The organism is Chryseobacterium oleae (assembly GCF_900115055.1).
In the GTDB taxonomy this organism is placed as follows: Bacteria; Bacteroidota; Bacteroidia; order Flavobacteriales; family Weeksellaceae; genus Chryseobacterium; species Chryseobacterium oleae.
Genome location: NZ_FOVD01000003.1, coordinates 392,513 through 417,519, shown reverse-complemented (window position 1 = coordinate 417,519; position 25,007 = coordinate 392,513). Strand labels below are relative to the sequence as shown.

The window sequence follows — 25,007 nt, the reverse complement described above, 5'->3', positions numbered from 1 at the left end:
TTCTTATCTTTAAATTTATGGATTAATATTTTACTATAAACCAATGATGATAACGAAATGAAAAGAAGCGAAGAGATAACGATGCAGTATTTTGCTTTTCTGGATAAGCATATTCAGGAGGTGCTTTCAGGATCAGTTTCTGAATTTATGGAGCTTAATGAAATTGCCAAGCACCTGGCTGTTTCCCATACCCATCTTACGGATACCATCAAAAAAGAGAAAGGCCAGCATCCCTGTTACTTTTATGATGAGAAAATCATTCATGAAGCGAAGATCATGATTATAGATTCTCATCATTCTATCGCTGAAATTGCAAGGGTGTTTACTTATGATCCTTCCAATTTCTCCAAGTTCTTTAAAAAGATGACAGGTACCACACCGGGAACATTCCGAAAGAACAGCAGATCAATCTGATGGAAAATTCATCTAAATTTTCGGAAAAATACTTAATCAAAGTAGGCAAAAGGCATTTTTGAACCTGGTGATTTTAAGAAATTTTAACACCTGAAGATTAATTTTGAAAAATAATATTTTAGTAATGAGACAATTGTGAAAACATTTGTCTTTTTTTTGTGATTTATATATGAATAGTGATTTATTGTTGTCTTTTTTTTGTTAAATTTAGGTTCAGTAAAAAAATAACCAACCATTGAAACACACAATAGATGTATGGATAAGTAAAGTAATTTGATTATCAGATCATAAGGTCAAATGTCTTATATACTGTATAATATTTAATATAATAGATAGATTTTACAAGCTTTAAATAATCATATATTTGTTTCTTCAAACAACTAACATAAACACTAACAACTAACACTAACATTAAGGATGAGTATCGATTTTGAAACAGCAACTTTTAAAGACTTTGAGAATATTGCAGATTATGATATTGCTCAAAGAGCGAACTATTTTTATGAATTCCTGGACCACATGACAGCTAAAGGTCACATGAATTACAGACTGAAAAATATGTCAGGAACCAATGCAACATTAAACATTAATATTGCAAATCAGAACAAAGAATATGTAAGTTTTGTATCCAGCGATTATTTAGGATTTACACAGCACCCGAAAGTAAAACAGGCAGCCATCGATGGAATTGAAAAATACGGAACAGGAACAGGAGCTACACCGCTGATCGGGGGGTATTTTGATTATCATAATGCTTTAGAAAGAAAAATAGCAGGATTTTTTGGCAGAGAAGAGGAAGAAGCAGTTATCTTTACCACCGGATATACCGCTAACAGTGCCACTTTACAAATCTTGATGCAGAAGGAAGATATCGCTATTTTAGACATGGCCGTACACGCCAGCGTACATGAAGGATGTGTTTTTACAAATAAAAAAACATTTCCGCACAATAATTTGGAAGCTTTGGAACACATTTTGAAGATATCTGAAAATACGTACCGTACGAAACTTGTTGTAGTGGATGGAGTATATTCTCAGGATGGCGACACTTCGCGCATTAGTGAGATATATGACCTCGTGAAAAAGTATAATGCCTATCTTATGGTAGACGATGTGCATGGGGTAGGGATTTTGGGACAAACCGGTAGAGGAAGTCTTGAAGATCCCGGATTAATGGATAAAGTGGATTTCATTACCGGCACATTCAGTAAAACTTTTGGTAACCTGGGAGGATATGTGATTACCAATAAAAAAATAGCATCATTCCTTAAATTCCAATCCAGACAACAGATTTTCTCAGCAACAGCGCCACCTTCTTCCGCAGGAATAGTTAAAGCTATCGATTTGATTGATGAAGAACCGATCTGGAGAGAAAGACTTTGGGATAATATCAATTATTTCAAAAAAGGTCTTGACGATCTTGGTCTGGATACCGGTATCACTTGTTCAGCAATCATTCCTGTGAAAATAGGAGACCAGAGTAAAATGTGGGATATCGGAAGGATATTAATAGAAAAAGGAGTCTATACAAACCCTATTATGTATCCTGCAGTAGCGAGAAAAGACGCGCGCATCAGAATGAGTGTGACAGCAAGACACAACAAAGAACATCTTGATAAAACACTCAATGTATTTGATGATATAAATAAAAAAATGCATATTGCGAAAAAATAATAAATTATGCCTAGAAAAGTAGTGCAAGGGCCCATTAGGGACAAGGAAAAAACAAAACAAAAACTGCTTGCAGCAGTTGGAAAAATTTTGAGAGTAAAAGGATACTCAGGTCTTAAAGTAAGTAAGATCGCCGCAGTAGCCGGTTTCGACAAAAAGCTTATCTATGAGTACTTTGGAAGTACAGATAAACTGATTGACGAATATATAAAATCTCAGGATTATTGGAGTAAGTTCAGTCCGGACATTAAAGAAGAACAGGTGTCTTCTAAAGGTAAGGAAGCTCTGACCCAGGGAATTCTCATGCAGTTTGAGAGTCTGAAGAAAAATAAAGAACTTCAGAAAATTATTCTTTGGGAACTTTCTGAAAGCAAACCTATTCTTCGTAAACTGGTAGAACAGAGAGAAGCTGTAGGTGCTGACCTGTTCGGAAACGTTACAGATCCTTACTTTGGAGAGGGTGCGAAGAGATTTAGAGCTATTATTGCTTTAATTGTTTCAGGAGCTTATTATCTGAACCTGTATCCGGCTTATAATGCAAGTGAGTTTTGTGGCCTTGATATGAAGAGTGATGAAGGTAGATCTGAAATAGAAAAAGCTATTGTGGATCTTATAGAATTTGCCTACCAGAAGAAAGATTAATGATTAAAAGTTTTCCAATCTTACCGAAAATCAGTTTTTGTTGATATTTGAAAACTTTTAATTTTCAGATTAAAACTATATTTCTTATTTTTGACCAATGGAAAATTTTATCGTATCTGCAAGAAAATATCGCCCCCAACAGTTTGACACTGTAGTAGGGCAGTCTCATATTACAGATACGCTGGAACACGCTATTGGAGAAAATCAGCTGGCTCAGGCCTTACTTTTCTGCGGCCCAAGGGGTGTGGGTAAAACGACATGTGCCAGAATTCTGGCCCGAAAGATCAACGAAAAGGATGGTTCTGTTTCAGAAGACGGCTTCGCCTACAACATCTACGAACTGGATGCGGCGTCCAACAATTCCGTGGATGATATCAGGGAACTGATAGATCAGGTCCGCTTTGCGCCTCAGGTAGGTAAATATAAAGTCTATATTATCGATGAGGTGCACATGCTGTCTTCTGCGGCATTCAATGCTTTCCTTAAAACACTTGAAGAACCGCCGGCACACGCTATTTTTATTTTGGCGACTACAGAGAAGCACAAAATAATACCGACTATTTTATCGCGTTGTCAGATTTACGACTTCAAGAGAATTACCATTGAAGATATTCAGGGACATTTAAGAAATATAGCCCAAAAAGAAAATATCCAGTACGAAGATGATGCGCTTTATCTGATCGCTCAGAAAGCCGATGGTGCTTTAAGAGATGCGCTTTCCATTTTTGACAGGCTTTCCACCTTTTCCCAGAAAAATATTACGCTGGCTAAAGCTGCCGAAGTCCTGAACATTCTGGATTATGACCAGTATCTCAATATCGTGGATCTGGCCAAAGAAAACAAAATTCCCGAAGTGCTTTTCGCCTTTAATGATATTGTGAAAAAAGGCTTCGATCCCCATATTTTCATTGCAGGCTTAGGAAATCACTTCAGAGATCTGATGATGGCCCAGAATGCAAAGACTATAGAACTAATAGAAGTAGGGGAGCGGACGAAGGTGAAATTCGTGGAGCAGAGCCAGAAATGGAATGCCCAGCAGCTCATCGACGCCGTCGAGATCTGCAATCATGCGGATATCAATTATAAGAATTCTAAGAATCCAAGACTTACAGTAGAAATTGCATTGATGCAGCTGTCTTCCCTGACAGCTAATTTAGGCGATACTAAAAAAAAAAGTTCTTAATACTGGCCCCGTTTCTCAGTGAGAAACAGGAAGTGAAGATCCCGGAAAAAGCTCCGGTGAAAAAAGAACCCGTAGCAGAGAAAACTGTTCAGCAACCTGAGCCTGTTCAGGAAAACACTGTAAAAACCACAAAACCTTTATCAAGACAGGGCGTCTCTTCAGGCTTCAGTATTAATTCTTTTCTGAATAAAGAAGAGAAAGAAGTAAAAGAAGAAACCGTAGTCGTAAGAACTGAAAACCTTCCCCAGAACCATTTCACGGAAACAGATCTGCAGATGGAATGGAACCTTATGCTCAAACAGCTGCAGAAAAGAAACAGCTTTATTTTTAATGCCGTAAAAGCATTTAAGCTGGTCAAGTCAGGAGAACATACCATTAAAGTGTTATATCCTTCAGATTCTGCCAAAGTGGAATTTGACAAAATAGCAGGAGAATTCTTTAACCATTTCAAAACAAAGGTTCATAACCATGCTATTGAGGTGGATTATCAGAGAGATTTCGATAGTCTCAAGATCGAAGTGGTGACCAAAAGAAAAATTTTCGAAAAATTTATTGAAAAAAACCCTTTGTTAAAGGATCTTGATGATTTAATGAAGTTTGATCTCACCTAATTTTTTTGTATTTATCTCAATTTTTTTTTGTGAGAATCAGTTTTTTTATATCTTTGTCAAAGATTTTTGCAAAAAATAAGTTTTTGACAAAAACAAATCAGATTTAAAACTAAACGAACAGAAGTTTCAGAATCCAGGTGGAAACATTATCAAACCCATATCTGTCTCCTTCACCCGCTAATTTCTTTAGCGGTTATTTTAGTTTTTCTGCTTTCTATTATAGAAATTTCAGAACGTATTATCGATTTTATTGGTATTACTAACTGAATTTCTTTCCAAAAAATACAGGAGAATTAAAGTCCTTTTATTTTCCTGATTCCTTTAAACCATTTTGAACGGCATTTTTTGAAAAGAATTATAAAGTAAATTTTATAATGAAAGGACTATTGCTGTTAATCTAAAAAAAATAAAAACAATAAATTTAAAAATATGAATTTAATAGATGTAAAAAACGAGTGGATCAATGAGCTTTCACAGCCTTTAATGATCGCGGGACCATGCAGTGCGGAAAGTGAAGCTCAGATGCTTGAAACCGCCAGAAGAATAAGAGAAACCAACGCGCAGGTGTCTATTTTCCGTGCAGGAATCTGGAAGCCCCGTACGAAACCAAACGGTTTTGAAGGAGTAGGCGTAATCGGTCTGAACTGGCTGAAAAAAGTAAAGGAAGAGTACGGATTCAAGACGGCTACAGAAGTAGCCAACGCCCACCACGTATTTGCAGCACTAGAAGCTGATGTGGATGTTCTTTGGATTGGAGCACGTTCTACGGTAAACCCATTTACGGTTCAGGAAATTGCTATGGCTTTAAGAGGAACAGACAAGCCGGTATTTGTAAAAAACCCTGTTAATCCGGATCTTGCTTTATGGATCGGTGCTTTGGAAAGGCTTTTAGGACAGGATATTAAAAACCTTGGCGTGATTCACAGAGGATTTTCAACTTACCAGAAAACAAAATACAGAAACAACCCGAACTGGCAGATCGCCCTTGATTTCAAAAGCCAGTTTCCCAATATTCCAATGCTGATTGACCCTTCACACATCTGTGGAAACAGAACAGGCCTTGCAGACATTACACAGGAAGCACTTAACGTAGGATACCAGGGAGCGATCATTGAATCACACTGTAATCCTGATGAGGCTTGGAGCGATGCGTCACAGCAAATTACTCCGGAAGTATTGGCACAGTTGATCGGTAACTTAAAAGTAAGAAATTCAGGTCTTGCAGGTTTCGATAATGAAATGGGAAGACACAGAACGCTTATTTCTGATCTTGACTTCCAGTTAATTGAGCTTCTTTCCCAAAGAATGAAGATCTCTGAAAAGATCGGTAAGCTTAAAAAAGAGAATGATATCGCTATCTTCCAGCCGGAAAGATGGAAAGTGATCACAGAATACGCTAATCAGAAAGCGAAGGAAACCGGAATGTCTCAGGAATTCATCGAAAAGGTTTTCAAAGCGATTCACGAAGAATCTATTGAAGTACAGAACAGTATTATGATCGAAAGATAAATGAGATAAAAATTAAGGAATTTGGGATTAGAGATCAGGGAGACCATCTCGACTCTTTGAAACCTGTACATATTAGGGCTTAGGGCATCTGGATTAAAGGGAAATTATACTATTTGTTTTCAACTATATCCTGAACCCTAAGCCCTAATTGCTTATCTTTGCAGTCAATTATCATATGAAAGGAAAAATCATTAAATCTACAGGCAGCTGGTACCAGGTCATGGAATTCGGAACAGACAAAATTTTCGAAGCCAGAATCCGTGGTAAATTCAAACTCATCAAGACAAGACTTACTAATCCGCTTGCCGTAGGAGATTTTGTGGAATTTCAGCTGGAACAGGATGACGTTGCGTGGATTACCAAAATAGAGCAGCGTACCAATTACCTGATCCGAAAATCTGTAAACCTTTCAAAAGAAGCCCATATCATAGCTTCCAATATAGATCTTGCCTGTTTTATCTTTACCTTAAAGCATCCCGAAACTTCATTGGGATTCCTTGACAGATTCCTGGCATGCTGCGAAGCTTACAATATTAAACCTTTAATCCTGTTCAATAAAATCGACGTTCTGAACGAAGAAGAAATAGAACTTGTGAAGGATATTGAATTCCTTTATCAGGAAATCGGCTATGATACCTTAGAAATCTCCTCTTATTCCAGACTGAATTTTGACCAGCTTCAGGATCTTCTTAAAGACAGAACGTCTGTATTCTTCGGGCATTCGGGATGTGGAAAGTCAACTTTGGTTAATGCGTTGCAACCGGGATTGAACTTAAAGACCTCTGAAATTTCAGATTCTCACCTGAAAGGAAAGCATACCACCACTTTTGCTCAGATGCATTTCTGGGACTTCGGCGGTAATGTAATCGATACTCCTGGTGTACGTGAATTTGCCATGATCGACATCGAGAAAGAAGAAGTACAGCATTATTTCCCTGAGATTTTCAAGAAAAGAGAAGAATGCAAGTTTCACAACTGCCTTCATATTAATGAGCCCAAATGTGCCGTTCTTGATTCCCTGGAAACCGGAGAAATCCAGTATTCCCGTTATGCCAACTACATCAAGCTGATGGAAGAGGCGGAGGAAGCGGCTCAGAAATAGAAATATTCCCATTTAACAGCCACGGTTTTGTGAAATCTTAGGTTATAAAATTAATCTAAGAGAATTTTCATGACTTAAAACTCTAAGATCATGTCAAGTTTCAAAATCGTGACATGGTTAAGTAGTAACTTTTGCACTTTGTCTGAAAAAAGCTCATTTTTTTAAATCAGAATTTCTTCTGAAAAAAAATCACAATTCCATTTTCAGGATAACTCCACTTTTTGTCTCGATTATTCTGTCAGATATGGCGATTTTTTGACATTGATTCGGTGTTCAAAAAAAGAGACAAAAAAAATATTAAAAAATTAATTTTATTTCATTGATTGAAATAGAAGCAATAATGTATTAATATGGTTTTAATGGGTTTTAAAAATTATCGAATTCGCAACATATTGTTTGAATTATTGCAAATAAAAAACCCAGCCGAAGCTGGGTAAAAACTAATAACCATGAAAACTCAAATTAAACATGAGAATCGTAATAGAATTAACAATTACTGTGCCAAAGTTTTTTTCGAGTTTCTTAATAAAAGTTATTTTTATGTTAAAAAAAAATTAAAATAAAAATCAAAGATATTTTTTGTAATTTTGCGGCATTAAAAAAATATACATTTATGTCTAACATTACATTCACTATGATTAAGCCTGATGCAGTAGCAGACGGACATATCGGTGCTATATTAGGTAAGATCGCAGAAGGAGGTTTTAAGATCAAAGCTCTGAAATTAACTCAGCTTACTGTAGCTGACGCTAAAAAATTCTATGAAGTTCACGCTGAGAGACCATTTTACGGTGAGTTGGTAGAATTCATGAGTTCAGGTCCTATCGTAGCTGCTGTTTTAGAAAAAGCTAATGCAGTAGAAGACTTCAGAACATTGATCGGTGCTACAAACCCTGCAGAAGCAGCGGAAGGTACGATCAGAAAAATGTTTGCAAGAAGCATCGGTGAAAATGCTGTTCACGGTTCAGATTCTGACGAGAACGCTCTTATCGAGGCTCAATTCCATTTTTCAGGAAGAGAGATTTTCTAAGAAAACGACCTCAAAAAATATAAAACCAGAGAATTTTCTCTGGTTTTTTTTTGTGACAAAATGTCTGTAATGTCTTGATTATAAATTATTTTCAATAGCATTTACTTTTTCTCTGTGTAATTCTACCGGTTTATCGAGAAGTATGGCAATCACTGTCATATTTTTGTCCAGCCTGTTCTTTGGAATATCTATGTACATAATTCCAGGCGTGTCACTCCAGTACAGTTTATTGTAAACCTTATGACTGATGATCGATCCTTCGCCCACGATTCGGATTCTTGCGACATTATTTTTTATTCCTTTCAAAGCCACGGGACCTGTAGGTGTTCCCTCAACAAAGAGATAAATGGTCTGTCTGTCTTTTGAAAGGGCGCTCATTCCTGAATAATGTCCTTCAGGCAAACCTTGTCCTGTTTCATATAATGCTTCCGCATGTTTGCTGATCCATTCTAAAGTTTCAGGATTGGTTTTGGCTGTTTTTTGAATTTTCATGTCCTGTCCGTCGCTGGTAAGTCCCGAACCGTTCAGGAGATTATTTCCGCCGTGCAGAAGGTTGGCAACGTCATAAGCTGCCATTTTGGTGTTTTTCTGCTCAAGAATATCAGTAAGGGTATAAGAGTCTGCCGGAAATTGATTCAGAAAAAGCGGTTTTTCTTTAAAAACAAGTTCTACAGTGGTGACGTCCTGGTCAAATTTCACCTTAGAAAGATCTAGAGTCATTGTTTTGTCATGAGTGAAACTAAAATTGACTTTAGCAAAATCGTCTCCGACAATTTTTACAGCATCCGGTTTATTGGTTAAGCCATATATTTTAACAAAATCTTTGGCCTCTTCAAGATAAAGGAAAACAGATTCCCCTGTTCCTGAAAACGAAGATTTTCCCTTAAAGTTTTCAAATGGAAGTCCTTTGGTGGTTCCGTAGATAGCTTCTTTGTTTTTTACAGTCCATCTTCCTAAGTCTTTTAAAATGTCAACCTGCTTTTCCGGAATGGTGCCGTCAGATTTTGGACCGATGTCCAGAAGTAAATTTCCTCCCATACTGATAACATCTGCCAGAGTTCTGATAATCATATTGGGCGTTTTATAATTTTCATCATCAGGCTGGTATCCCCAGGAGTCATTCATCGTATAACAGAGTTCCCAGTATTTGTTTGATGGGCTTACAACGGGAATTCCCTGTTCGGGCGTATCATAATCGCCATGTTTATTGAGTCTTGGATTAATGATAATATTGGGATTGTATTTTCTCAGAATATCTAAGGTTTTGGAAGCCTGCCATTCCTCTGGGGAATGTTCCCAATCACCGTCGAACCATAGCAGGTCGGGATGATACTGTGAAGATAATTCAGTGAGTTGTGTTTGGTAATAACTGACGAACTGCTGCCAGCGTTTCGGATCATTTTTGATTTCATACCGTTTTTTTGTACGGGTATTGATATCATAGTAAGGATGACTCCAGTCGGGAAGAGAAAAATATAGCCCGGTTTTCAGCCCTGCTTTTTTAAGGCTTGTGACAAAAGGGGTCAGAACGTCTTTTTTAGCCAAAGAATGAGTAGGGATAGTAGTGGATTGTTCTCCTTTTGAATTCCAGAGTGCAACACCATCATGATGTTTGGTTGTGATGACGGCATATTGAGCACCGGATTTTTTAATCAGATCCGCCCATTCATCCGGCCTGTACTTCGAAGCTGAAAACCCGTTCAGCTGTCTCATATAATTCTCATGGTTGATATAATTATTGAAGAACGACCAGGATTCGGAAATTCCGTCTACAGAATAAATACCCCAGTGGATGAACACACCAAGTTTGGCATTTTTAAACCATTCCATCTTGATATTGTCATCTTTTGTCTGAGCATTAATAGTATGCGACACGGTTATGAGTCCTAAGAAAAAGGCTGTGATCCACCTGTTTTTCATTTTCTTTTTAATTTAAAGCTTAAATATAAACAAAGAAGGGCTGATTTCCGGATAATGAGGTTGAATCTTAACTTTGATAGTGAAAATATTAAGTCTAAACTTTAAATTTAAAAATGGGATACGTTAAATTGTTGTATTTTTAGCATAATCATAAATGGAACGTTTATTGTAAGTTTCATCAAAAATAGAATATGAAAATTCCAGCATTAGTAATGGCCAGTTTATTGGCTGTAAGTGTATCCGGACAAACGACAAAACCTGTAAAAAAGGTAACAAAGTCCGTGAAAAAAGTGAGGAAAATGGATTCTCCCAAGACGGTAAAGGCTGAACCTACCAAGGTGGTGAAAAGAGACACTATTCTGAAACACGGTGGCGGATGTCCGGCCTGCGGAATGGGGTAGTCTATGAAAAAGCCGTTATTGGGTCTGGCTATGATGCCGGAAGCAGAGTTTGTTTCCGCTATACTTCCTCTTCTGCAGACTCAGTCTGTGGATGTTTTGGAATGGTCTTTTGATACCTTTTATGATGCAGAAGAACCGGAATGGCTTTCCGGTCTTTTGGATTTTTATGCAGAAAATAACAGGCTTTTGGGGCATGGTGTTTACTATTCTCTTTTTGATGGGAGATGGGCGAACAGGCAGGAGATCTGGCTCAAAAAATTAAAAGAAGAGGTAAAACGAAGAAAATACAATCATATTACGGAACATTTCGGTTTTATGAATACCGAGAACTTTCATCAGGGTGTACCGCTGCCAGTTCCATTGCTTCCAAAAACTCTTCAGATAGGAAAAGACAGGCTAAGCAGACTTCAGGATGCTGTAGAAATTCCTGTGGGCGTAGAAAACCTTGCTTTTTCATTTTCCATGGATGATGTAAAAGAGCAGGGCGAATTTCTGGATAAGCTGGTGGAAGACATTGATGGCTTTCTTATTCTGGATCTTCATAATATTTACTGCCAGTCCTGTAATTTTGAAGTGGATATGATGGAAATTATCAACCTTTATCCCTTAGAAAAAGTAAAAGAAATTCACCTCTCCGGAGGAAGCTGGCAGGAAAGTGCTTACGGAAAGAAACCGGTAAGAAGAGATACTCATGACGACCGCATTCCTGAAGAAATATTAAATCTATTGCCTGAAGTATTGATCCTGTGCCATCCTGAATATGTTATTATTGAAAGGCTTGGTCATACTTTAAATACAGAGGCTGAGAAACAGATTTTTTTTGATGATTTTAACCGGGTGAAAAAAATCATTGAACTTTCAGATTATCCGGTTGATGAAGAGAAAATTTGGAACAGACAAAATACTGTTCATTCAAAACCGGTTGAAGATCTCTTACTTCATGCTGAGCAGACGGAACTGACCAGAATGCTGTTTGACGGAAATACTACCGAATCGATTAAAAACAGGAATTTTCATTACTTCAAACCTGAATCATGGGATGAAGAAATGATTACCACCGCACAGCAAATTATCAAAAAATGGAATCCTTACTAGGATTTCTTTTGCTATCTATCACAAATCAAAATATATGAAAATGACAACGGTATTTTTACTAATTACTGCCGTGCTTACGGCTTTGATCGCCGGGCTTTTTTATGCCTACTCATGCTCTGTAGTCCTTGGCTTGGGCAAACTTTCGGATACGGAATATCTGAAATCTATGCAGAGTATTAACCGCGAGATTCTTAATCCTGTATTTTTCATGAGTTTTATGGGGACTGCTCTGCTGCTTCCTGTGACTACTTTTCTGTTCAGAGGAGAACAGCCAAGCTTTCTTTTTCTTCTGTTGGCATCTGCAGCCTACCTGATAGGCGTGTTTGGAGTAACGGTTGTGGGAAATGTTCCCTTAAATGACATGTTGGATAAGTTTGACATCAGCGGATCTACAGCGGATGCATTGAAGCAGATGCGTGACAGTTTTGAAAACAGGTGGAATCTTTTAAACAATGTAAGGACTGTGTTTTCAGTCATAAGTATCGTTTTAGTGGTCTGTGCGTGCATCTGGAACAGGCAGTTGCCATAATAAATTTCAGGATTACGTAGAAATACTTAATTTCAAATTCAGTATTTCTACGGATGCGTGATATAGGTTTTTATTAGGACTTTTACATAAGTAATAGCACTGGGAATCTTAAGCATTAAAGTCTTACAATAAAAAAACTAATAACCACATAAGCTCAAATTCCGCAAGAAGAAAGGCAGCCCGCAAGAGCTGCCTTTTTATTTTTTATCACAATAATCAAAAAAAACGGTGCAATAACTCCTGTCAATAAGTGTTTTTCCTGATGATTTACTTTCGGGTTATTTTAATCTTTGCCCTATCAATTATTAAAATTAAAACCCATGAAACATTTAGAAGTATTTTTCAATTTGAGATCATTATCTCTTAAAAATGTATGTAAAGCAATAGCTGTGAGCTCAATATTGATGACCGCAAGCTGCAGTAAAGATGAAGATGAACCTGTTCCACAACCCATCGTTTATGCTGAAGAGAATCCATTAAATAAATACCATGAAGCTACAGGATTTACCACAGTCACCAATTTTGTCAATGCCGGGAATTATGAATTCGGGCTTGTGTTTTCTCCTAGTGTAAAAGGAAAGATCAATGCCATTACTGTGAAGCTGCCGGATGTGAATCCAGCCTTGAAAATTACCATTTGGGATTATACTTCTAAAACAGTCTTAAGAACAGAGGTTGTTAATGTAGCGACATCGAATACTTTACTGACGAAAGCTGTTGAAGCGCTTGCTTTGGAAAAAGACAAAAAGTATATGATTACAATGAATTCCAATGACTGGTACAAGAAAAATAAGCCCGATAACAGCAATGCGGTCTATCCGGTGACTGCAGGAAATATAAAATTTCTGGAATACAGATGGCTGTCAACTTCATCCCAGGTTTTTCCAACCAATATCTCGCAGGATTACAACGGAGGAGATCTGAGCTTTAATTTTCAACAGGTAGACTAATAACCCTATATTTTTTTAGAAGAAAAGGCAGCTGATTCAGCTGCCTTTTCGTATGAGTATGTTTAAAAACTTTTAAATTTTTAATAATTCAATAGTTCTTTCCGGGCTTTCTGCAGAGAACACTGCATTTCCGGCAACAAGTACGTCTGCACCTGCTTCGAATAGTTTTGAGGCATTTTCAAGATTAACTCCGCCATCAATTTCAATTAAAGCTGTAGAATTATTGCTCAGGATAAGATCCTTGGTTTCCGCAATTTTTTTGTACGTGTTTTCAATGAATTTCTGTCCTCCGAATCCCGGATTTACACTCATCAAAAGAACAAGATCTACATCAGCGATGATATCTTCAAGCATCAATACCGGCGTGGATGGGTTTAGAACAACACCTGCTTTTGCGCCTCTGCTCTGAATATGATGAATCGTTCTGTGAAGATGCGTACATGCTTCATAGTGTACAGAGATCAGGTCTGCACCGTGATTGATGAATTCATCTACATATTGATCCGGTTCTACGATCATCAAATGAACATCCACGAATTTTTTAGCATGCTGCTGAACCGTTTTCATGACCGGAAAACCAAATGAAATGTTGGGTACAAATCTTCCGTCCATCACGTCGATGTGGAACCAGTCTGCCTGGGAATTGTTCAGCATTTCAATGTCTCTTTGCAGATTCCCGAAGTCTGCGGATAAAAGGGAAGGAGCAATAAGCTTCGTTTTCATTTTTACTTTTATTTTAGATGTCAGATGCAAGATATCAGATGTCAGACTCTTAAAGTCTGTTATCTGATGTCTGAAATCTGGTGTCTTTATTAGTGATACTTCAGTTTCATCTCCGGCTTAATCTTCAGAAGCGTTTCATAGATCAGCTTGATCACGTTGCCTACATCTTCTTTGGATACCATTTCCACCGTTGTATGCATATAGCGCAAAGGTAGGGAAATTAATGCACTTGGTACCCCGCCGTTAGAGTGGGCAAAGGCATCAGTGTCGGTTCCTGTAGATCTGCTGGCAGCTGCTCTCTGGAATGGGATCTTCTTAGATTTTGCTGTGTCAATAATCAGCTCTCTGATCGTATGATGAACGCTTGGTGCAAAGAAAACCACAGGTCCGTCGCCACACTTCTGGTCACCTTCTTTTTTCTTCTCGATCATTGGAGTAGTGGTATCGTGGGTCACGTCTGTAACGATGGCGATATTAGGTTTAATGGTGTCGGCGATCATATCTGCTCCATATAAGCCCACTTCTTCCTGTACGGAATTGGTGATATACAGTCCGAAAGGAATCGTTTTCTTATTCTCTTTTAAAAGTCTGGCTACTTCTGCGATCATAAAACCTCCGATTCTGTTGTCCAATGCTCTGCAAACGAAATATCTGTCATTCATTTCAAAGAATTCGTCTGGGTAAGTGATCATGCATCCTACATAAATTCCCATTTCCTCTACTTCCTTCTTGGAAACAGCACCACAGTCGATGAAGATATTTTCGATTTTTGGAACCGGCTCATTTTGGTTGGTTCTGGTATGGATTGCAGGCCATCCGAAGACTCCTTTTACAATTCCGTTTTCACCATGGATATGAACGACTTTTGATGGGGCAATCGTCTGATCTGAGCCTCCGTTTCGGATTACATAGATCAATCCTTCATCTGTAATGTAATTTACGTACCATGAGATCTCATCAGCATGAGCTTCAATCACTACTTTAAATTCGGCCTCCGGATTCACTATCCCATAGCAAGTTCCATAATGATCCACTTCAATTTTATCTACATAAGGTCTGATGTAGTCCATCCAGATTTTTTGTCCTTTATGTTCGTAACCTGTTGGCGAAGAAGTGTTTAGATAATTTTCTAAAAATTTTAAAGATTTCTTTTCAAATTTCATAAAAGGGAATGATTTTTGCGTGTAATTTTTGTTATTATAAGTGTAAAAATAATGAATTTTACTAAGATTGTCTGTCTTTTTATCTTCTTTTTGGGAGTCAGTGTTTTTGGTCAGAAGGATTCTATTGTAGCAAAACCTCTTAACCAATATCCTGCTGAATCTTTAAAAACTGATGAGTTCGGTAATAAGTACTATTATGATGAACGTCAAAAGATCAAGGTTTATGAAATTAACGGTGAACCTGTAGTAGTGCTTGATGAGTTGATTCTTGTCAATAAACCGCGGTTTAATAATCAGCTGGATAAAAATTACTACTATTTCCTTAATAAAAAGCTGAACAGGGTGTATCCACTGTTTGTCACTGCACTTCAGCAGTACAGAGACATTCAGGCTGATATGACTGATATGGACAGCAAAGCCAAAAGAAAATTTGTAAAGGAAAGACAGAATATGCTTGCCGATCAGTATGAAAAGCAGCTTAGAGATCTTACGACTACAGAAGGCCAGGTTTTTGCCAAGTTGATGAACAGGGCAACCGGAAAAAACGTGTATGAGATTATTAAAGAAATGAGAGGCGGATGGAGTGCTTTCTGGTGGAATGTAAAAGGGAAGATGGCAGATATTGATCTGAAAGACCAGTATAATCCGCACAAGAACAGAACAGACGAGTTTATAGAGTCGTTGCTGCAGTCCAACTGGAATTCAGGATATTTACAACCTTATCCTGGAGCCAATGATTTTAAAGTCAGAAAATAAAAGAATACATATAAAAATTCCTGTAAGCTGCTTACAGGAATTTTTCTTTTAGTTTATCGAATACAATTCTGTCGATCGGAAGCGGAAAAGGATTGTCCGGTGTATCGATGTCAATCCATTCTGTTTTTTCAATACACGGATCAAGGATAAGGAAATCTTCTTCGGTAGTGATGTTTACTATATAATATATGGTAAGCAACTGTTCATTTTCTCTGAAACGGGATACCAGGAAGTCTTCCTGTGTATAAAAATGTTCCACCACTTCTATCTTTACATTCAGCTCTTCATCAAATTCACGGTGAAGACATTCTATAAGGCCTTCTCCGAATTCCAGACCTCCTCCCGGAAATTTCATTAAAGGTTCACCGGCATATTCTTCAAACAGGGTCAGTACTTTTTTATCTTTTACTGCACACGCATACACTCTAATGTTGATCTTGTCAATCATATATAATATTTTGTATAGCTAAAATAAGGAAATAAGTGGAAAGGGCCAATACAGCAATCTGCAAATTTATCTATAGGTTTATAGACTTGCTTTCACTTCCTGGCTTTCAATGTTTTCCGGGTCTTCCATTTTGATAGCATTAATCATCTCGCGTTTTCCCGGTGGTCCCTGTTTCTTCTCTACTTTAAAATTCAGTTCCTGAAGAATTCTTCTGACGCTTCCTTTAGAAGAGTAAGTTGTTAACAAACCGTTAACGGACATTTTGTCGGAAACCATTTCAAACAGAGGTTTTTCCCAAAGGTCAGGCTGTACTCTCGCTCCGAAACAGTCGAAATAGACAAGATTGATTTTTGGTAAGTCTTTGGTTTTCAGGTCAAAGAAGTCACATTCTATCTTTTTTAGATTAAAACCACTAATGATTTCTGTGGATTTTCCCCATTCAGCCTGATGAATTTTTTGATAAATATTTTTGAATTCCGGGTTATCAAAATGCTCAAAGTAGGCCAAATCATTAATTTCAGATTCATTTATGGGGTATTTTTCCAGCGAAAAATAGTTGATGACATGATTTTTGTCAGTTTTTAAATATTCATTAATTGTTACCAAAACATTCAAACCTGTTCCAAAACCGAGTTCTAAAATATTAATTTCGCAATCATTTAATTGATTTAATCCATTTTTGATAAACACATGTTCTGCTTCCTGAAGCGCTCCATGATGAGAATGGTAGTTTTCATTTAAATCATTGATAAACAATGTTTTACTACCGTCGTTTGTGGTTTTAATCTCTCTTTTCAAGCTATTTTTTTGTCAAATTTACTCCAAAATTTTTATATTTAGAAAATTATGTTAAATTTGTAGAACATCGTAAAAATTTTTAAAAATGATAATTCAAAAAACTGAAAACTCCAGACTTTCGGACTTTGATCCGAACAATTTTTCATTTGGAAGTACTTTTATTGACCATATGGTGATATGTGAGTATGAAAATGGAAAATGGGGTGATGTAAAATTGGTTCCTTACGGTCCTATACCATTTACTCCGGCCATGATGGGTGTGAACTACGGACAAGCTTGTTTTGAAGGTATGAAAGCTTATAAAGACAAAGACGGGCAGGTTTTCCTTTTCAGGCCAGAAAAGAATTTTGAACGCATCAATAAATCAGCAAGCCGTCTGGCCATGCCTGAAGTAACTGAGGAAATGTTTTTAGACGGATTAAAGGCATTGGTAGATATCGACAGAAACTGGATTCCTCAGGGAGAAGGAATGTCTTTATATATCAGACCTTTGATTTTTGCTACGGAAGAAGCATTAAAAGCAAGAGTTGCCAATAAATATATGTTTGCCATCGTGGCAACACCGGCGAAAAGCTATTATTCAGAACCTGTTTCTGTAAAAATTTCAGATCATTATTCAAGAGCAGCCAGCGGAGGAGTAGGTTCAGCTAAAGCAGCAGGTAACTATGCCGCTTCTTTCTATCCTACACAGCTTGCTATCGAAGAAGGATATGAGCAGATCATCTGGACAGATGATGCTACCCACGAATATTTCGAAGAGAGTGGAACCATGAACGTATTTGTAAGAATTAACGATACGATCTATACGCCACCAACTTCTGAAAAAATCCTTGACGGAGTAACAAGAGACAGCTTCATCCAATTGGCTAAGAAAAGAGGAATTGAAGTGAAAATAGAGCCTGTAGCAGTGAAAACTGTGGTAGAAGCTCAGAAAAACGGAACATTGAAAGAAGTTTGGGGAGTAGGAACAGCAGTGGTAACTACTATATTCCAGGCTTTAGGACATGAAGGTGTGAAGCTTGAACTTCCAAGATTATCTGATGAGGAAAGCTATGCAGCTCTACTTAAAAAAGATCTTACAGACCTTCAGAACAACCTTAGCGAAGATCCTTTCGGATGGAGAGTTGTGGTTGAAAAAGATGTTTTGGAGACTGTTTAATATAAGCATTATTTGATTCAATATAGGACCGGCGGAAATTTATTCTGCCGGTTTTTTTATTTTCTCGTTAAATATTGGTAATTTTTCAGAAAATTTAGAATACTATGCAATTTGTAAAGTTCAAACGACCTCTTGGTCTGCTTTCTTTAATGAGCGTTTTAGCTTTTTCTTCGTGCAGCACTGATGATGATGGAGAAATGGCAGTCAATGAATCAGCCGTAATCACCGTAGAAAATATCATTGAAGGTAAATCATTATCACAGTTCGGAACTTTCCAGAATGCGGGGTCATCTCCTGTTCTTAATCCTGGAGAATCCACTTCTTTTAGTTTTTATGCAGGAAAAGGGCAGGCCATAAGTTTTGCAGCGATGTACGGAAAGAGCTATGATCTTTTTTTTGCTCCTTCTAACCCGGGGATAAAACTGTATCAGGATAACGGAGATCCGGTAACCGGGAATGTGTCTTCACAGATCAGACTCTGGGATAACGGGACACGTGTCAATCAGGCTCCTGCAGCCCCATTTACTCCTCCGGGAACAGCAGAATCTCCACAATTAAATGTTTCAGAAATTGCATTAGGCATTCCTGCTTCACAATTTCTGAAAGCTGAGCTTACCCATGACGGAGGCACGAAATTCACTTTAAAATTAACTAATACCTCTGGCGGCACAGCCAATGAAACGCCTATCAGTGCGGGAGTCTGGGCGGTATCTCATAGCTCAGGAAGTACACTTGTAAAAGAAGATCCTATTTTTACGCCGGGTAAATTATCAGCCAACGGATTGACAGATCTTGCTGAAACAGGAAAAGTTACTGCTTTAACCCAATATCTTACCGGAATTACAGGACCAAATTCTCCGTTTTCACCAGTATTGGTCGTAGTGTACAGCGGTAATGAGAGCCCTATTTTTAAAACAGGAGAGAATGATCGCGGACAAGGCCTGAAGGAACTTTCCCAACAGGGGAATGCGGACATTCTGGCGAATTTCCTTAAAACCAAATCAGGTGTAAAAGAAGTATTTGTTCTTAAAGATCCTGCGAATACTGTTTTAAAGCCCAGAATAGACGGGAAAAACGGAGGGAAAGTATCCCAAACCATTTCTGCCCGTAAAGGAGACCGTATTGCACTGGTAACGATGTACGGACAATCCAATGACTGGTTTGCAGCAACCACCAATAATGGGGTAGACGGCTCGACAAGAGGTGATATCTCTTCTATCATGGGGCTTTTTGACAGTGGAACTCTGATAAGTTCTTACCCAGGTGCACATATCGGATCTCAGCCGGCACAGACGGAAAGCCTTCCGGTACAGCAGCTAGCCAACCCGAATCCATTCAATACACTTCCTTCTCTGCCACAGATGATTAAAGTGACCATTCAATAAATACTTCAATACTCAAAATATAGAATCACCTCTTTACGGGGTGATTTTTTGTTTTAAATAATTCATTAATTTAACCACAAAAGGCACAAAAGTTTTTTAATGTTAAACACTTCAGAATACTTAAGTTTTAAAAGTTTTACCATCCTGAAAACAATAAGATCACAGAAGCCGAAAATCAAAGATTTTCATAAGAACTTTAGTGTACTTACCGTGCGCAATCTATTAACTTTAAAAATTACTAAAGTGTTTTCTAAGCTTTTGTGACTTTTGTGGTTAATTTTTTTTAATCCTTAAATCTCCCATAATCTCATTCCCCCGCAAATTCTTCACCATTTTCTCCAAAATTTTTTAAAACCGATTGAACAATATTTCCCCGAAATGCGTATTTTCGCAAAAGTTTATGAAAAAATTACTCTTCATATCAGCAGTATGCCTGCTAAGCTGCAACCGGAAAGCACCCGAGGCACATCCTCCCGTTGGCGGAGTATTGAGCCAGAAAGATCTGGATGTTTCCAAGGAAAGGATGAGGAATCTGAATACCATAGAAAGAGGCCAGATTCAGGATTGGATTAAAGGTCAGTCTGTGAAGTATTATCCTACACAGCTTAATTACTGGGTAACGGTTGAAGGTTTTGATCAGAGAACAAGAAGAGCGGATGATACGCCGATTTCTTATTCTTATGATCTGTATGATTTTGATGAAACCAAGATCTACGATAAACCTTTTGAAAGAAGAGATGCCAGATTCGGGCATTTTGATGAACTGAAAGCGGTAGAGAATGCTTTGCGCTTTATGCATGATGGAGAGGAAGTAACGCTTTTGGTGCCTTCTTCACTGGCCTACGGGACTTTTGGAGACGAAAAGAATATAGACAACGATATACCATTAATCATAAAATTAAAAGCTCTATAAATAATGAAATTGTTTAACAAGAATATAATTCTGGCAGCGGCAAGTATTTCGCTGATGAGTTGTACCCCAATCTATAAAAAAATGAACGTAGACAAAGAAACTTACGAAGGTCTTAATGACGGACTTTATGCAAATCTTCAGACTTCTAAAGGAAACCTGATCGTGCAGTTCGAAGACAAAAAAGCACCAGTAACTGTAGCCAATTTTATCGGTCTTGCAGAAGGGAAAATAGATAACAAAGCTAAGGCGAAAGGCGTTCCTTTTTATGACGGAACTATTTTCCACAGAGTGATCAAAGATTTCATGATCCAGGGAGGTGATCCTAAGGGAACAGGAATGGGAGATCCCGGATATAAATTCGAGGACGAGAAAAACGACCTTAAACATACAGGAAAAGGAATCCTTTCTATGGCGAACTCGGGACCTAACACAAACGGTTCTCAGTTCTTCATCACTGAAGTGGCTACTCCTTGGTTAGACGGAAGACACACGATCTTCGGAAAAGTAGTGAAAGGTAACGATGTAATCGATGCAATCGCTAACGTAGAAAAAGGAGCTCAGGACAAGCCTAAAACAGATATCGTTTTAGAGAAAGTTTCTATTTTCGGAAAAGGTGATGCGTACAAAAACTACGATGCAGCAAAAACTTTCACAGAAGGAAAAGCTAAAATCGCAGAAAACAATAAAGCTTATATCGCTAAAGAAGAAGCTGACAGAAAGAAAAAAGAAGAAGAATTCAAAGCTAACCAGGAGAAAATGGTTGAAGACCTTAAAGCTGGAATGCAGAAAACTGAATCAGGATTATACTACAAAATCACAAAAACAGTAGCAGGTGCAAAAGCTCCTAAATCTGGTGACAATGTATCTGTACACTATGCAGGAAAATTAATCGACGGTACAGAATTCGATTCTTCATTCAAAAGAAACGAGCCTATCGAAATTCCAATCGGAATGGGAAGAGTAATCAAAGGATGGGATGAAGGAATCCTATTGCTTAAAGAAGGCGAAACAGCTACCTTATTGATCCCACCAGCAATGGCTTACGGAGAAAGAGGAGCAGGAGGTGTTATTCCACCAAACGCCTGGTTAGTTTTCGATGTTGAGCTTGTGAAAGTACAGTAATTGAGAATTTAAAATATTGAAAGCCGTCCGTGAGGACGGCTTTTTTAATAATCCAATTTGTAAATTTGTTAAATGATGAAAACAAAATTATTTATACTGATGATTTGTTTCTTTTCAATAGTATCATGTACTAAGGGACAGAATGTTGATTATAAACAGGATATCAGGAAATCACTGACAGCTTTTATAGAAAATATAAAATCAAAGAGAATAGAAAATGCTGTAAATTTTATTTATCCAAAATATCTGAACCAAGTTACTAAGGAACATGTGATCGATATGTTGAACATGGCCTATAACAATCCGGCTTTTATGGTTGATATTAGCGATTTTAAAATAGACGACATTGAAAAACCTGAAAAAATAAATGATGAATTTTTTTCAATAGCCAACTACTCTTTCAAAATGAAATTTCAAGTGCAGTGGAGTTTAATACCGAATGCAGAAGTTGCAAAACAAAAGATTAATTTAGCATTGAAAGCCAAGTATGGGAAAGATAATATTCAATATTTTGATAAAGAAGATTATTATTTAATTAATGCAAAAATGAAAGCATGTGCTATATCGCAGAACGAAAAAGATTGGAAATTTTTAATTTTAGATGAAAAGTATAAAGAAGAATTGGTAAATATTTTGCCAGAAAAAATTTTCCAAAAATTTTAAAATATTTTATAAAAAATATCTGATTGTGTTGTTTTATTGTTTAGTAAATAATGAAAAACACTATTTTCGTGGTAAATTATCCACATGAAAAAAATCCTCTACACCCTTATCATTCTCTCCACAACCACCATTTCCGCCCAAGGGAAGAAATTTTTCAGAAGCGGGGAAGTACAGCTTCAGAATCCGGTAGAAAAGATTAACCTGAAATTTGCCAATGATCTGCCTTTTGTACAGGTAAGCATCAACGGGAAATCATACAATTTTTTGTTTGATACAGGAGCTCCCACCGTTATTTCTACAGCGGTTTATACTGAACTGGGACTGGAGAAAAAACACAGAAGTACCGTAAAGGATTCACAGAAAAACAAACACGAACAGATTTTTACCATTCTGCCGGAAATGACCGTTGACAAAGCTGTTTTCAAGGATGTAGGAGCTGTGGTGATGGATTTCAGTATTTCGGAACTGAGCTGTTTTAAAATAGACGGCATTCTGGGAGCCAACCAAATGGCGAAGCTGTTCTGGAAAATCAATTACTCAGAAAACTCAATGGAAGCGTCAAAAGATCTTGCTCAGTTTAATCCTGCAGACTTTGATATTGTCATTCCTTTCAGCCCTAGAGCGCAGAAAACCCCTGTCGTAGAAACCGATTTACAGGGCAAAAAAATTGATCTCACTTTTGATACCGGATTTTCCGGAAGATTAAAAATCGCAGACAACGCATATAACGCAGAAAAAGCGTTAAAGAGCGTAGAAGTCTACGGAACGAACTCAGTCGGCGCTTACGGGGCTGCAAAGCCTGCTCCGGGCTATATTTTCAGGACAGCAGGTTTGTCTTTGGGAAACGAAAGCTTTTCAAATGAGATCATCGCTACCGGAAGCACAAGCCTGATCGGAAATGATTTCTTTAAAAACTTTATTTTCATCCTCGACTGGACCGGAAATAAAATCTACATGAAACGCATTAAAAATGAACCCGCCAAACTGGAGTCTTTCGGCTTCGGATACCGCTTTATAGATGCAAAGCCTACCGTTGCTTTCGTATTCCAGGAAGAGAACTTTCCACTGAAAGTAGGAGATGCGATCATCAGTATCAACAATACCAATCTGGAAAATCTGGACAAAGACGGTGCTTGCCACTATTTCCTCAACAGAGTTGAAAGTGGGCAGAATGCCATCAATGTGAAGATCAGAAGAGACGGAAAGGTGATGGAAGTGAAACTGGAGAAGAAGGAGTTTCTGAAAGTGTGATTGGAGTGGGAGAGTTTGAGTGTCTTAGAGTTTTAGGGTTGGTGTGTGTATGATTTTTTGGGCTAAATAATTTTAACCACAAAAGTCACAAAAGCTTAGAAACACTTTAGTGATTTTGAAGTTGAATTGATTGCGCATAGAAAGTACACTTAAGTTCTTATGAAAATCTTTGATTTTCGGCTTATGTGAACTTATTGTTTTCAGGATGATAAAACTTATAAGACTAAAGTGCTCTAAAGTGTTTAAGATTAAAAACTTTTGTGACTTTTGTGGTTGAAAAAAACGGTAAAATTTTTACATTCTACAGATTGTTTTAAATTTTAACCATTAGGTTTTTAAGCTTTTAATAGTGTTTAGGATTAGCTTTACTTTAAGTGGAATCGCTTAAAAAATCGTTTGATTTTTTTCTTAATTTTCCTTATCATCTTCATTGATCTTAACGGTTTAAAATAAGTCAATCTGGAAAATCTGGGCGAGATTAAATATTGGCAAGTCACGATAAAACTGTGGATCAATAAAAAAACCGTTCAAAATCATTGAACGGTTTTCTAGTAAAATTGAAATTAAAGTTATGCGTGTCTGGATTTCTTCCTCATTTGGGAAGAATTCATTTTTCTGGTAAGGGAGCTGATAAATACAAGTCCAAAGCCCAGATATGCTGCAAATGCAGTAAGATATACTATTAAGCTGTTAAAGCCTGGTTTGGTAGCATATATAAAATATACCAATACGGAAAAAACAGCAAAGCTTAGCAGAAGCATAAGGCTCCAGATATTCATTTTTGCGGCATCTTCATTTCTCTTAAAAATCATTTCAAAAAAATCTCTCATCATAATCTCTTTTTAAGGGTTATACATCTGTTTTCCGTTCTTTCATAGAACGGTCCGGAATTATTCCGTTATACATTAATAGCGCACGGATCATGGTTGTACTTGGCTAAGGTCATGATCATATGGCCGTTTGATTGTCTTACATCAGGGTATACTTTAAGTTACCCAGAAAATTTTAATTTAAAAGCAGTATTGAATCCCGACAAAGGATTCATGAGCTTTGACACCGTACACAGTTTGCATCGTAAAATGGAATTGATAAGAGGATTATCTCTTCCGTTGTATACGGTATCTAAGAAAAAAGGACTATATCAGATATGATGATAGCCTTATTCCGGCTCAGCGGAAACTGAATATTCCGCGGTAACCTTTTCTCATCGTTTGTGCTTAAATAATTTTTTTTCAATGATTTAGCTTGCGAATTTCATGCCAAAGTGAATTTTTTAACTTGTTTTTATGATTAAGTAACTTTAAGTTTGCATAAATCTATCATAAGTGACTCCGGAAAGTTTAGAAGAAAATAGAAAATCTTTTGATGGATTAAGGTATTACTGGAAAAGCTATCTTTATGAATTCAAATACAGAAGAATGATGAAGGAATTTAAAAAGTAGGAATTGTATAAGTTTGGGAGATTATTTAACCACAAAAGCCACAAAAGTTTTTTGACACTTTAGTTATTTTAAAGTGAATGCTTTGAAAACAGGAAGTTCACATAAGTCTTTTAAAAATCAAAGATTT

The 25,007-nt window shown here is 37.3% G+C and carries 25 protein-coding genes; 19 read left to right on the top strand and 6 right to left on the bottom strand.

From position 1 onward, the window contains the following. The first annotated feature begins 57 nt into the window (after positions 1–57). From BM143_RS12550 to BM143_RS12515, 8 genes are all read left to right on the top strand, one after another. Entirely contained in the window at positions 58–414 is a 357-nt protein-coding gene (locus BM143_RS12550) for a helix-turn-helix domain-containing protein (protein ID WP_090024785.1), read from the top strand. Between the two features lie 417 nt (positions 415–831). Next, on the top strand, positions 832–2,088 hold the full coding sequence (locus BM143_RS12545; protein ID WP_090024784.1) for an aminotransferase class I/II-fold pyridoxal phosphate-dependent enzyme: 1,257 nt from the start codon (positions 832–834) through the stop codon (positions 2,086–2,088). Between the two features lie 6 nt (positions 2,089–2,094). After that, positions 2,095–2,727 carry a TetR/AcrR family transcriptional regulator gene (locus BM143_RS12540; RefSeq protein ID WP_090024783.1) on the top strand — a complete coding sequence of 211 codons (633 nt, stop codon included), beginning with the start codon at positions 2,095–2,097 and terminating at the stop codon, positions 2,725–2,727. 97 nt (positions 2,728–2,824) lie between these two features. Further along, positions 2,825–3,910 carry a DNA polymerase III subunit gamma/tau gene (gene dnaX / locus BM143_RS12535; RefSeq protein ID WP_090024782.1) on the top strand — a complete coding sequence of 362 codons (1,086 nt, stop codon included), beginning with the start codon at positions 2,825–2,827 and terminating at the stop codon, positions 3,908–3,910. Between the two features lie 32 nt (positions 3,911–3,942). Then, positions 3,943–4,521, top strand: coding sequence for a hypothetical protein (locus tag BM143_RS12530; protein ID WP_090024781.1), 579 nt, complete (start codon positions 3,943–3,945; stop codon positions 4,519–4,521). Between the two features lie 429 nt (positions 4,522–4,950). Continuing rightward, positions 4,951–6,030 (top strand): chorismate mutase, encoded by a 1,080-nt coding sequence (locus BM143_RS12525; protein WP_034727513.1) that lies wholly within the window; start codon positions 4,951–4,953, stop codon positions 6,028–6,030. A 175-nt stretch (positions 6,031–6,205) separates the two neighbouring features. Next, positions 6,206–7,132 (top strand): ribosome small subunit-dependent GTPase A, encoded by a 927-nt coding sequence (gene rsgA, locus BM143_RS12520; protein ID WP_034727514.1) that lies wholly within the window; start codon positions 6,206–6,208, stop codon positions 7,130–7,132. A gap of 613 nt (positions 7,133–7,745) precedes the next feature. After that, a complete protein-coding gene (locus BM143_RS12515; protein ID WP_034727888.1) occupies positions 7,746–8,162 on the top strand; it encodes a nucleoside-diphosphate kinase in 417 nt (138 codons plus the stop codon). Between the two features lie 78 nt (positions 8,163–8,240). On the opposite strand, the gene BM143_RS12510 is transcribed toward BM143_RS12515, so the two are convergent. Continuing rightward, a complete protein-coding gene (locus tag BM143_RS12510) occupies positions 8,241–10,082 on the bottom strand; it encodes an alpha-L-fucosidase (protein WP_090024780.1) in 1,842 nt (613 codons plus the stop codon). Between the two features lie 191 nt (positions 10,083–10,273). Here BM143_RS12510 and chrA point away from each other — a divergent pair, with 191 nt between their 5' ends. The 4 genes from chrA (at position 10,274) to BM143_RS12490 (ending at position 13,057) form a co-directional block, all read left to right on the top strand. Beyond that, positions 10,274–10,483, top strand: a complete 210-nt coding sequence (gene chrA, locus BM143_RS12505) for an MNIO class RiPP chryseobasin precursor ChrA (RefSeq protein WP_090024779.1) — start codon at positions 10,274–10,276, stop codon at positions 10,481–10,483. Between the two features lie 3 nt (positions 10,484–10,486). Continuing rightward, positions 10,487–11,578 (top strand): MNIO family chryseobactin maturase, encoded by a 1,092-nt coding sequence (chrH, locus tag BM143_RS12500; protein ID WP_090024778.1) that lies wholly within the window; start codon positions 10,487–10,489, stop codon positions 11,576–11,578. 40 nt (positions 11,579–11,618) lie between these two features. Further along, positions 11,619–12,107: a chryseobasin maturation helper ChrI gene (gene chrI / locus BM143_RS12495; RefSeq protein WP_228430788.1), complete on the top strand. Its 489-nt coding sequence runs from the start codon at positions 11,619–11,621 to the stop codon at positions 12,105–12,107. A 320-nt stretch (positions 12,108–12,427) separates the two neighbouring features. Continuing rightward, positions 12,428–13,057: a DUF4082 domain-containing protein gene (locus BM143_RS12490; RefSeq protein ID WP_090024776.1), complete on the top strand. Its 630-nt coding sequence runs from the start codon at positions 12,428–12,430 to the stop codon at positions 13,055–13,057. 72 nt (positions 13,058–13,129) lie between these two features. On the opposite strand, the gene rpe is transcribed toward BM143_RS12490, so the two are convergent. Next, positions 13,130–13,780 (bottom strand): ribulose-phosphate 3-epimerase, encoded by a 651-nt coding sequence (rpe, locus tag BM143_RS12485; RefSeq protein WP_034727525.1) that lies wholly within the window; start codon positions 13,778–13,780, stop codon positions 13,130–13,132. Between the two features lie 89 nt (positions 13,781–13,869). Continuing rightward, positions 13,870–14,943, bottom strand: a complete 1,074-nt coding sequence (gene chrP / locus BM143_RS12480) for a chryseobasin maturation metalloprotease ChrP (RefSeq protein ID WP_090024775.1) — start codon at positions 14,941–14,943, stop codon at positions 13,870–13,872. Positions 14,944–14,994: 51 nt separating this feature from the next. Between chrP and BM143_RS12475 the strand changes: the two genes are divergently transcribed. Beyond that, complete coding sequence (locus BM143_RS12475; protein WP_090024774.1) at positions 14,995–15,699, top strand: DUF4294 domain-containing protein; 705 nt, start codon at positions 14,995–14,997, stop codon at positions 15,697–15,699. A 31-nt stretch (positions 15,700–15,730) separates the two neighbouring features. Here BM143_RS12475 and BM143_RS12470 read toward each other — a convergent pair whose 3' ends face one another. Continuing rightward, the gene (locus tag BM143_RS12470) at positions 15,731–16,147 is read right to left on the bottom strand and encodes an NUDIX domain-containing protein (protein WP_090024773.1); all 417 of its coding nucleotides are present in this window, start codon (positions 16,145–16,147) and stop codon (positions 15,731–15,733) included. Positions 16,148–16,225: 78 nt separating this feature from the next. Continuing rightward, positions 16,226–16,945, bottom strand: coding sequence for a tRNA (5-methylaminomethyl-2-thiouridine)(34)-methyltransferase MnmC2 (gene mnmD, locus BM143_RS12465; RefSeq protein WP_090024772.1), 720 nt, complete (start codon positions 16,943–16,945; stop codon positions 16,226–16,228). Positions 16,946–17,030: 85 nt separating this feature from the next. On the opposite strand from mnmD, the gene BM143_RS12460 reads away from it, so the two are divergent. The 6 genes from BM143_RS12460 to BM143_RS12435 all read left to right on the top strand — a co-directional run bounded on the left by BM143_RS12460 (position 17,031) and on the right by BM143_RS12435 (position 23,438). Next, positions 17,031–18,104 carry a branched-chain amino acid aminotransferase gene (locus tag BM143_RS12460; protein ID WP_034727533.1) on the top strand — a complete coding sequence of 358 codons (1,074 nt, stop codon included), beginning with the start codon at positions 17,031–17,033 and terminating at the stop codon, positions 18,102–18,104. A gap of 104 nt (positions 18,105–18,208) precedes the next feature. Beyond that, positions 18,209–19,489: a spondin domain-containing protein gene (locus BM143_RS12455; protein WP_185116544.1), complete on the top strand. Its 1,281-nt coding sequence runs from the start codon at positions 18,209–18,211 to the stop codon at positions 19,487–19,489. Between the two features lie 400 nt (positions 19,490–19,889). After that, a complete protein-coding gene (locus BM143_RS12450; RefSeq protein ID WP_034727537.1) occupies positions 19,890–20,402 on the top strand; it encodes an FKBP-type peptidyl-prolyl cis-trans isomerase in 513 nt (170 codons plus the stop codon). 81 nt (positions 20,403–20,483) lie between these two features. Further along, a complete protein-coding gene (locus BM143_RS12445; protein WP_185116548.1) occupies positions 20,484–21,524 on the top strand; it encodes a peptidylprolyl isomerase in 1,041 nt (346 codons plus the stop codon). A 72-nt stretch (positions 21,525–21,596) separates the two neighbouring features. Further along, the gene (locus BM143_RS12440) at positions 21,597–22,187 is read left to right on the top strand and encodes a hypothetical protein (protein ID WP_090024770.1); all 591 of its coding nucleotides are present in this window, start codon (positions 21,597–21,599) and stop codon (positions 22,185–22,187) included. Between the two features lie 84 nt (positions 22,188–22,271). Next, on the top strand, positions 22,272–23,438 hold the full coding sequence (locus BM143_RS12435) for a retropepsin-like aspartic protease (RefSeq protein WP_090024769.1): 1,167 nt from the start codon (positions 22,272–22,274) through the stop codon (positions 23,436–23,438). A gap of 569 nt (positions 23,439–24,007) precedes the next feature. On the opposite strand, the gene BM143_RS12430 is transcribed toward BM143_RS12435, so the two are convergent. Further along, positions 24,008–24,271, bottom strand: coding sequence for a hypothetical protein (locus BM143_RS12430; protein WP_139222034.1), 264 nt, complete (start codon positions 24,269–24,271; stop codon positions 24,008–24,010). Positions 24,272–25,007 lie beyond the last annotated feature (736 nt).

What these genes read in the sequence shown, in the direction of transcription:
- BM143_RS12550 (WP_090024785.1), top strand. Translation starts at nt 58, where the DNA reads ATGAAAAGAAGCGAAGAGATAACGATGCAGTATTTTGCTTTTCTGGAT.
- BM143_RS12545 (WP_090024784.1), top strand. Translation starts at nt 832, where the DNA reads ATGAGTATCGATTTTGAAACAGCAACTTTTAAAGACTTTGAGAATATT.
- BM143_RS12540 (WP_090024783.1), top strand. Translation starts at nt 2,095, where the DNA reads ATGCCTAGAAAAGTAGTGCAAGGGCCCATTAGGGACAAGGAAAAAACA.
- dnaX (WP_090024782.1), top strand. Translation starts at nt 2,825, where the DNA reads ATGGAAAATTTTATCGTATCTGCAAGAAAATATCGCCCCCAACAGTTT.
- BM143_RS12525 (WP_034727513.1), top strand. Translation starts at nt 4,951, where the DNA reads ATGAATTTAATAGATGTAAAAAACGAGTGGATCAATGAGCTTTCACAG.
- rsgA (WP_034727514.1), top strand. Translation starts at nt 6,206, where the DNA reads ATGAAAGGAAAAATCATTAAATCTACAGGCAGCTGGTACCAGGTCATG.
- BM143_RS12515 (WP_034727888.1), top strand. Translation starts at nt 7,746, where the DNA reads ATGTCTAACATTACATTCACTATGATTAAGCCTGATGCAGTAGCAGAC.
- BM143_RS12510 (WP_090024780.1), bottom strand. Translation starts at nt 10,082, where the DNA reads ATGAAAAACAGGTGGATCACAGCCTTTTTCTTAGGACTCATAACCGTG.
- chrA (WP_090024779.1), top strand. Translation starts at nt 10,274, where the DNA reads ATGAAAATTCCAGCATTAGTAATGGCCAGTTTATTGGCTGTAAGTGTA.
- chrH (WP_090024778.1), top strand. Translation starts at nt 10,487, where the DNA reads ATGAAAAAGCCGTTATTGGGTCTGGCTATGATGCCGGAAGCAGAGTTT.
- chrI (WP_228430788.1), top strand. Translation starts at nt 11,619, where the DNA reads ATGACAACGGTATTTTTACTAATTACTGCCGTGCTTACGGCTTTGATC.
- BM143_RS12490 (WP_090024776.1), top strand. Translation starts at nt 12,428, where the DNA reads ATGAAACATTTAGAAGTATTTTTCAATTTGAGATCATTATCTCTTAAA.
- rpe (WP_034727525.1), bottom strand. Translation starts at nt 13,780, where the DNA reads ATGAAAACGAAGCTTATTGCTCCTTCCCTTTTATCCGCAGACTTCGGG.
- chrP (WP_090024775.1), bottom strand. Translation starts at nt 14,943, where the DNA reads ATGAAATTTGAAAAGAAATCTTTAAAATTTTTAGAAAATTATCTAAAC.
- BM143_RS12475 (WP_090024774.1), top strand. Translation starts at nt 14,995, where the DNA reads ATGAATTTTACTAAGATTGTCTGTCTTTTTATCTTCTTTTTGGGAGTC.
- BM143_RS12470 (WP_090024773.1), bottom strand. Translation starts at nt 16,147, where the DNA reads ATGATTGACAAGATCAACATTAGAGTGTATGCGTGTGCAGTAAAAGAT.
- BM143_RS12460 (WP_034727533.1), top strand. Translation starts at nt 17,031, where the DNA reads ATGATAATTCAAAAAACTGAAAACTCCAGACTTTCGGACTTTGATCCG.
- BM143_RS12455 (WP_185116544.1), top strand. Translation starts at nt 18,209, where the DNA reads ATGCAATTTGTAAAGTTCAAACGACCTCTTGGTCTGCTTTCTTTAATG.
- BM143_RS12450 (WP_034727537.1), top strand. Translation starts at nt 19,890, where the DNA reads ATGAAAAAATTACTCTTCATATCAGCAGTATGCCTGCTAAGCTGCAAC.
- BM143_RS12445 (WP_185116548.1), top strand. Translation starts at nt 20,484, where the DNA reads ATGAACGTAGACAAAGAAACTTACGAAGGTCTTAATGACGGACTTTAT.
- BM143_RS12440 (WP_090024770.1), top strand. Translation starts at nt 21,597, where the DNA reads ATGATGAAAACAAAATTATTTATACTGATGATTTGTTTCTTTTCAATA.
- BM143_RS12435 (WP_090024769.1), top strand. Translation starts at nt 22,272, where the DNA reads ATGAAAAAAATCCTCTACACCCTTATCATTCTCTCCACAACCACCATT.
- BM143_RS12430 (WP_139222034.1), bottom strand. Translation starts at nt 24,271, where the DNA reads ATGATGAGAGATTTTTTTGAAATGATTTTTAAGAGAAATGAAGATGCC.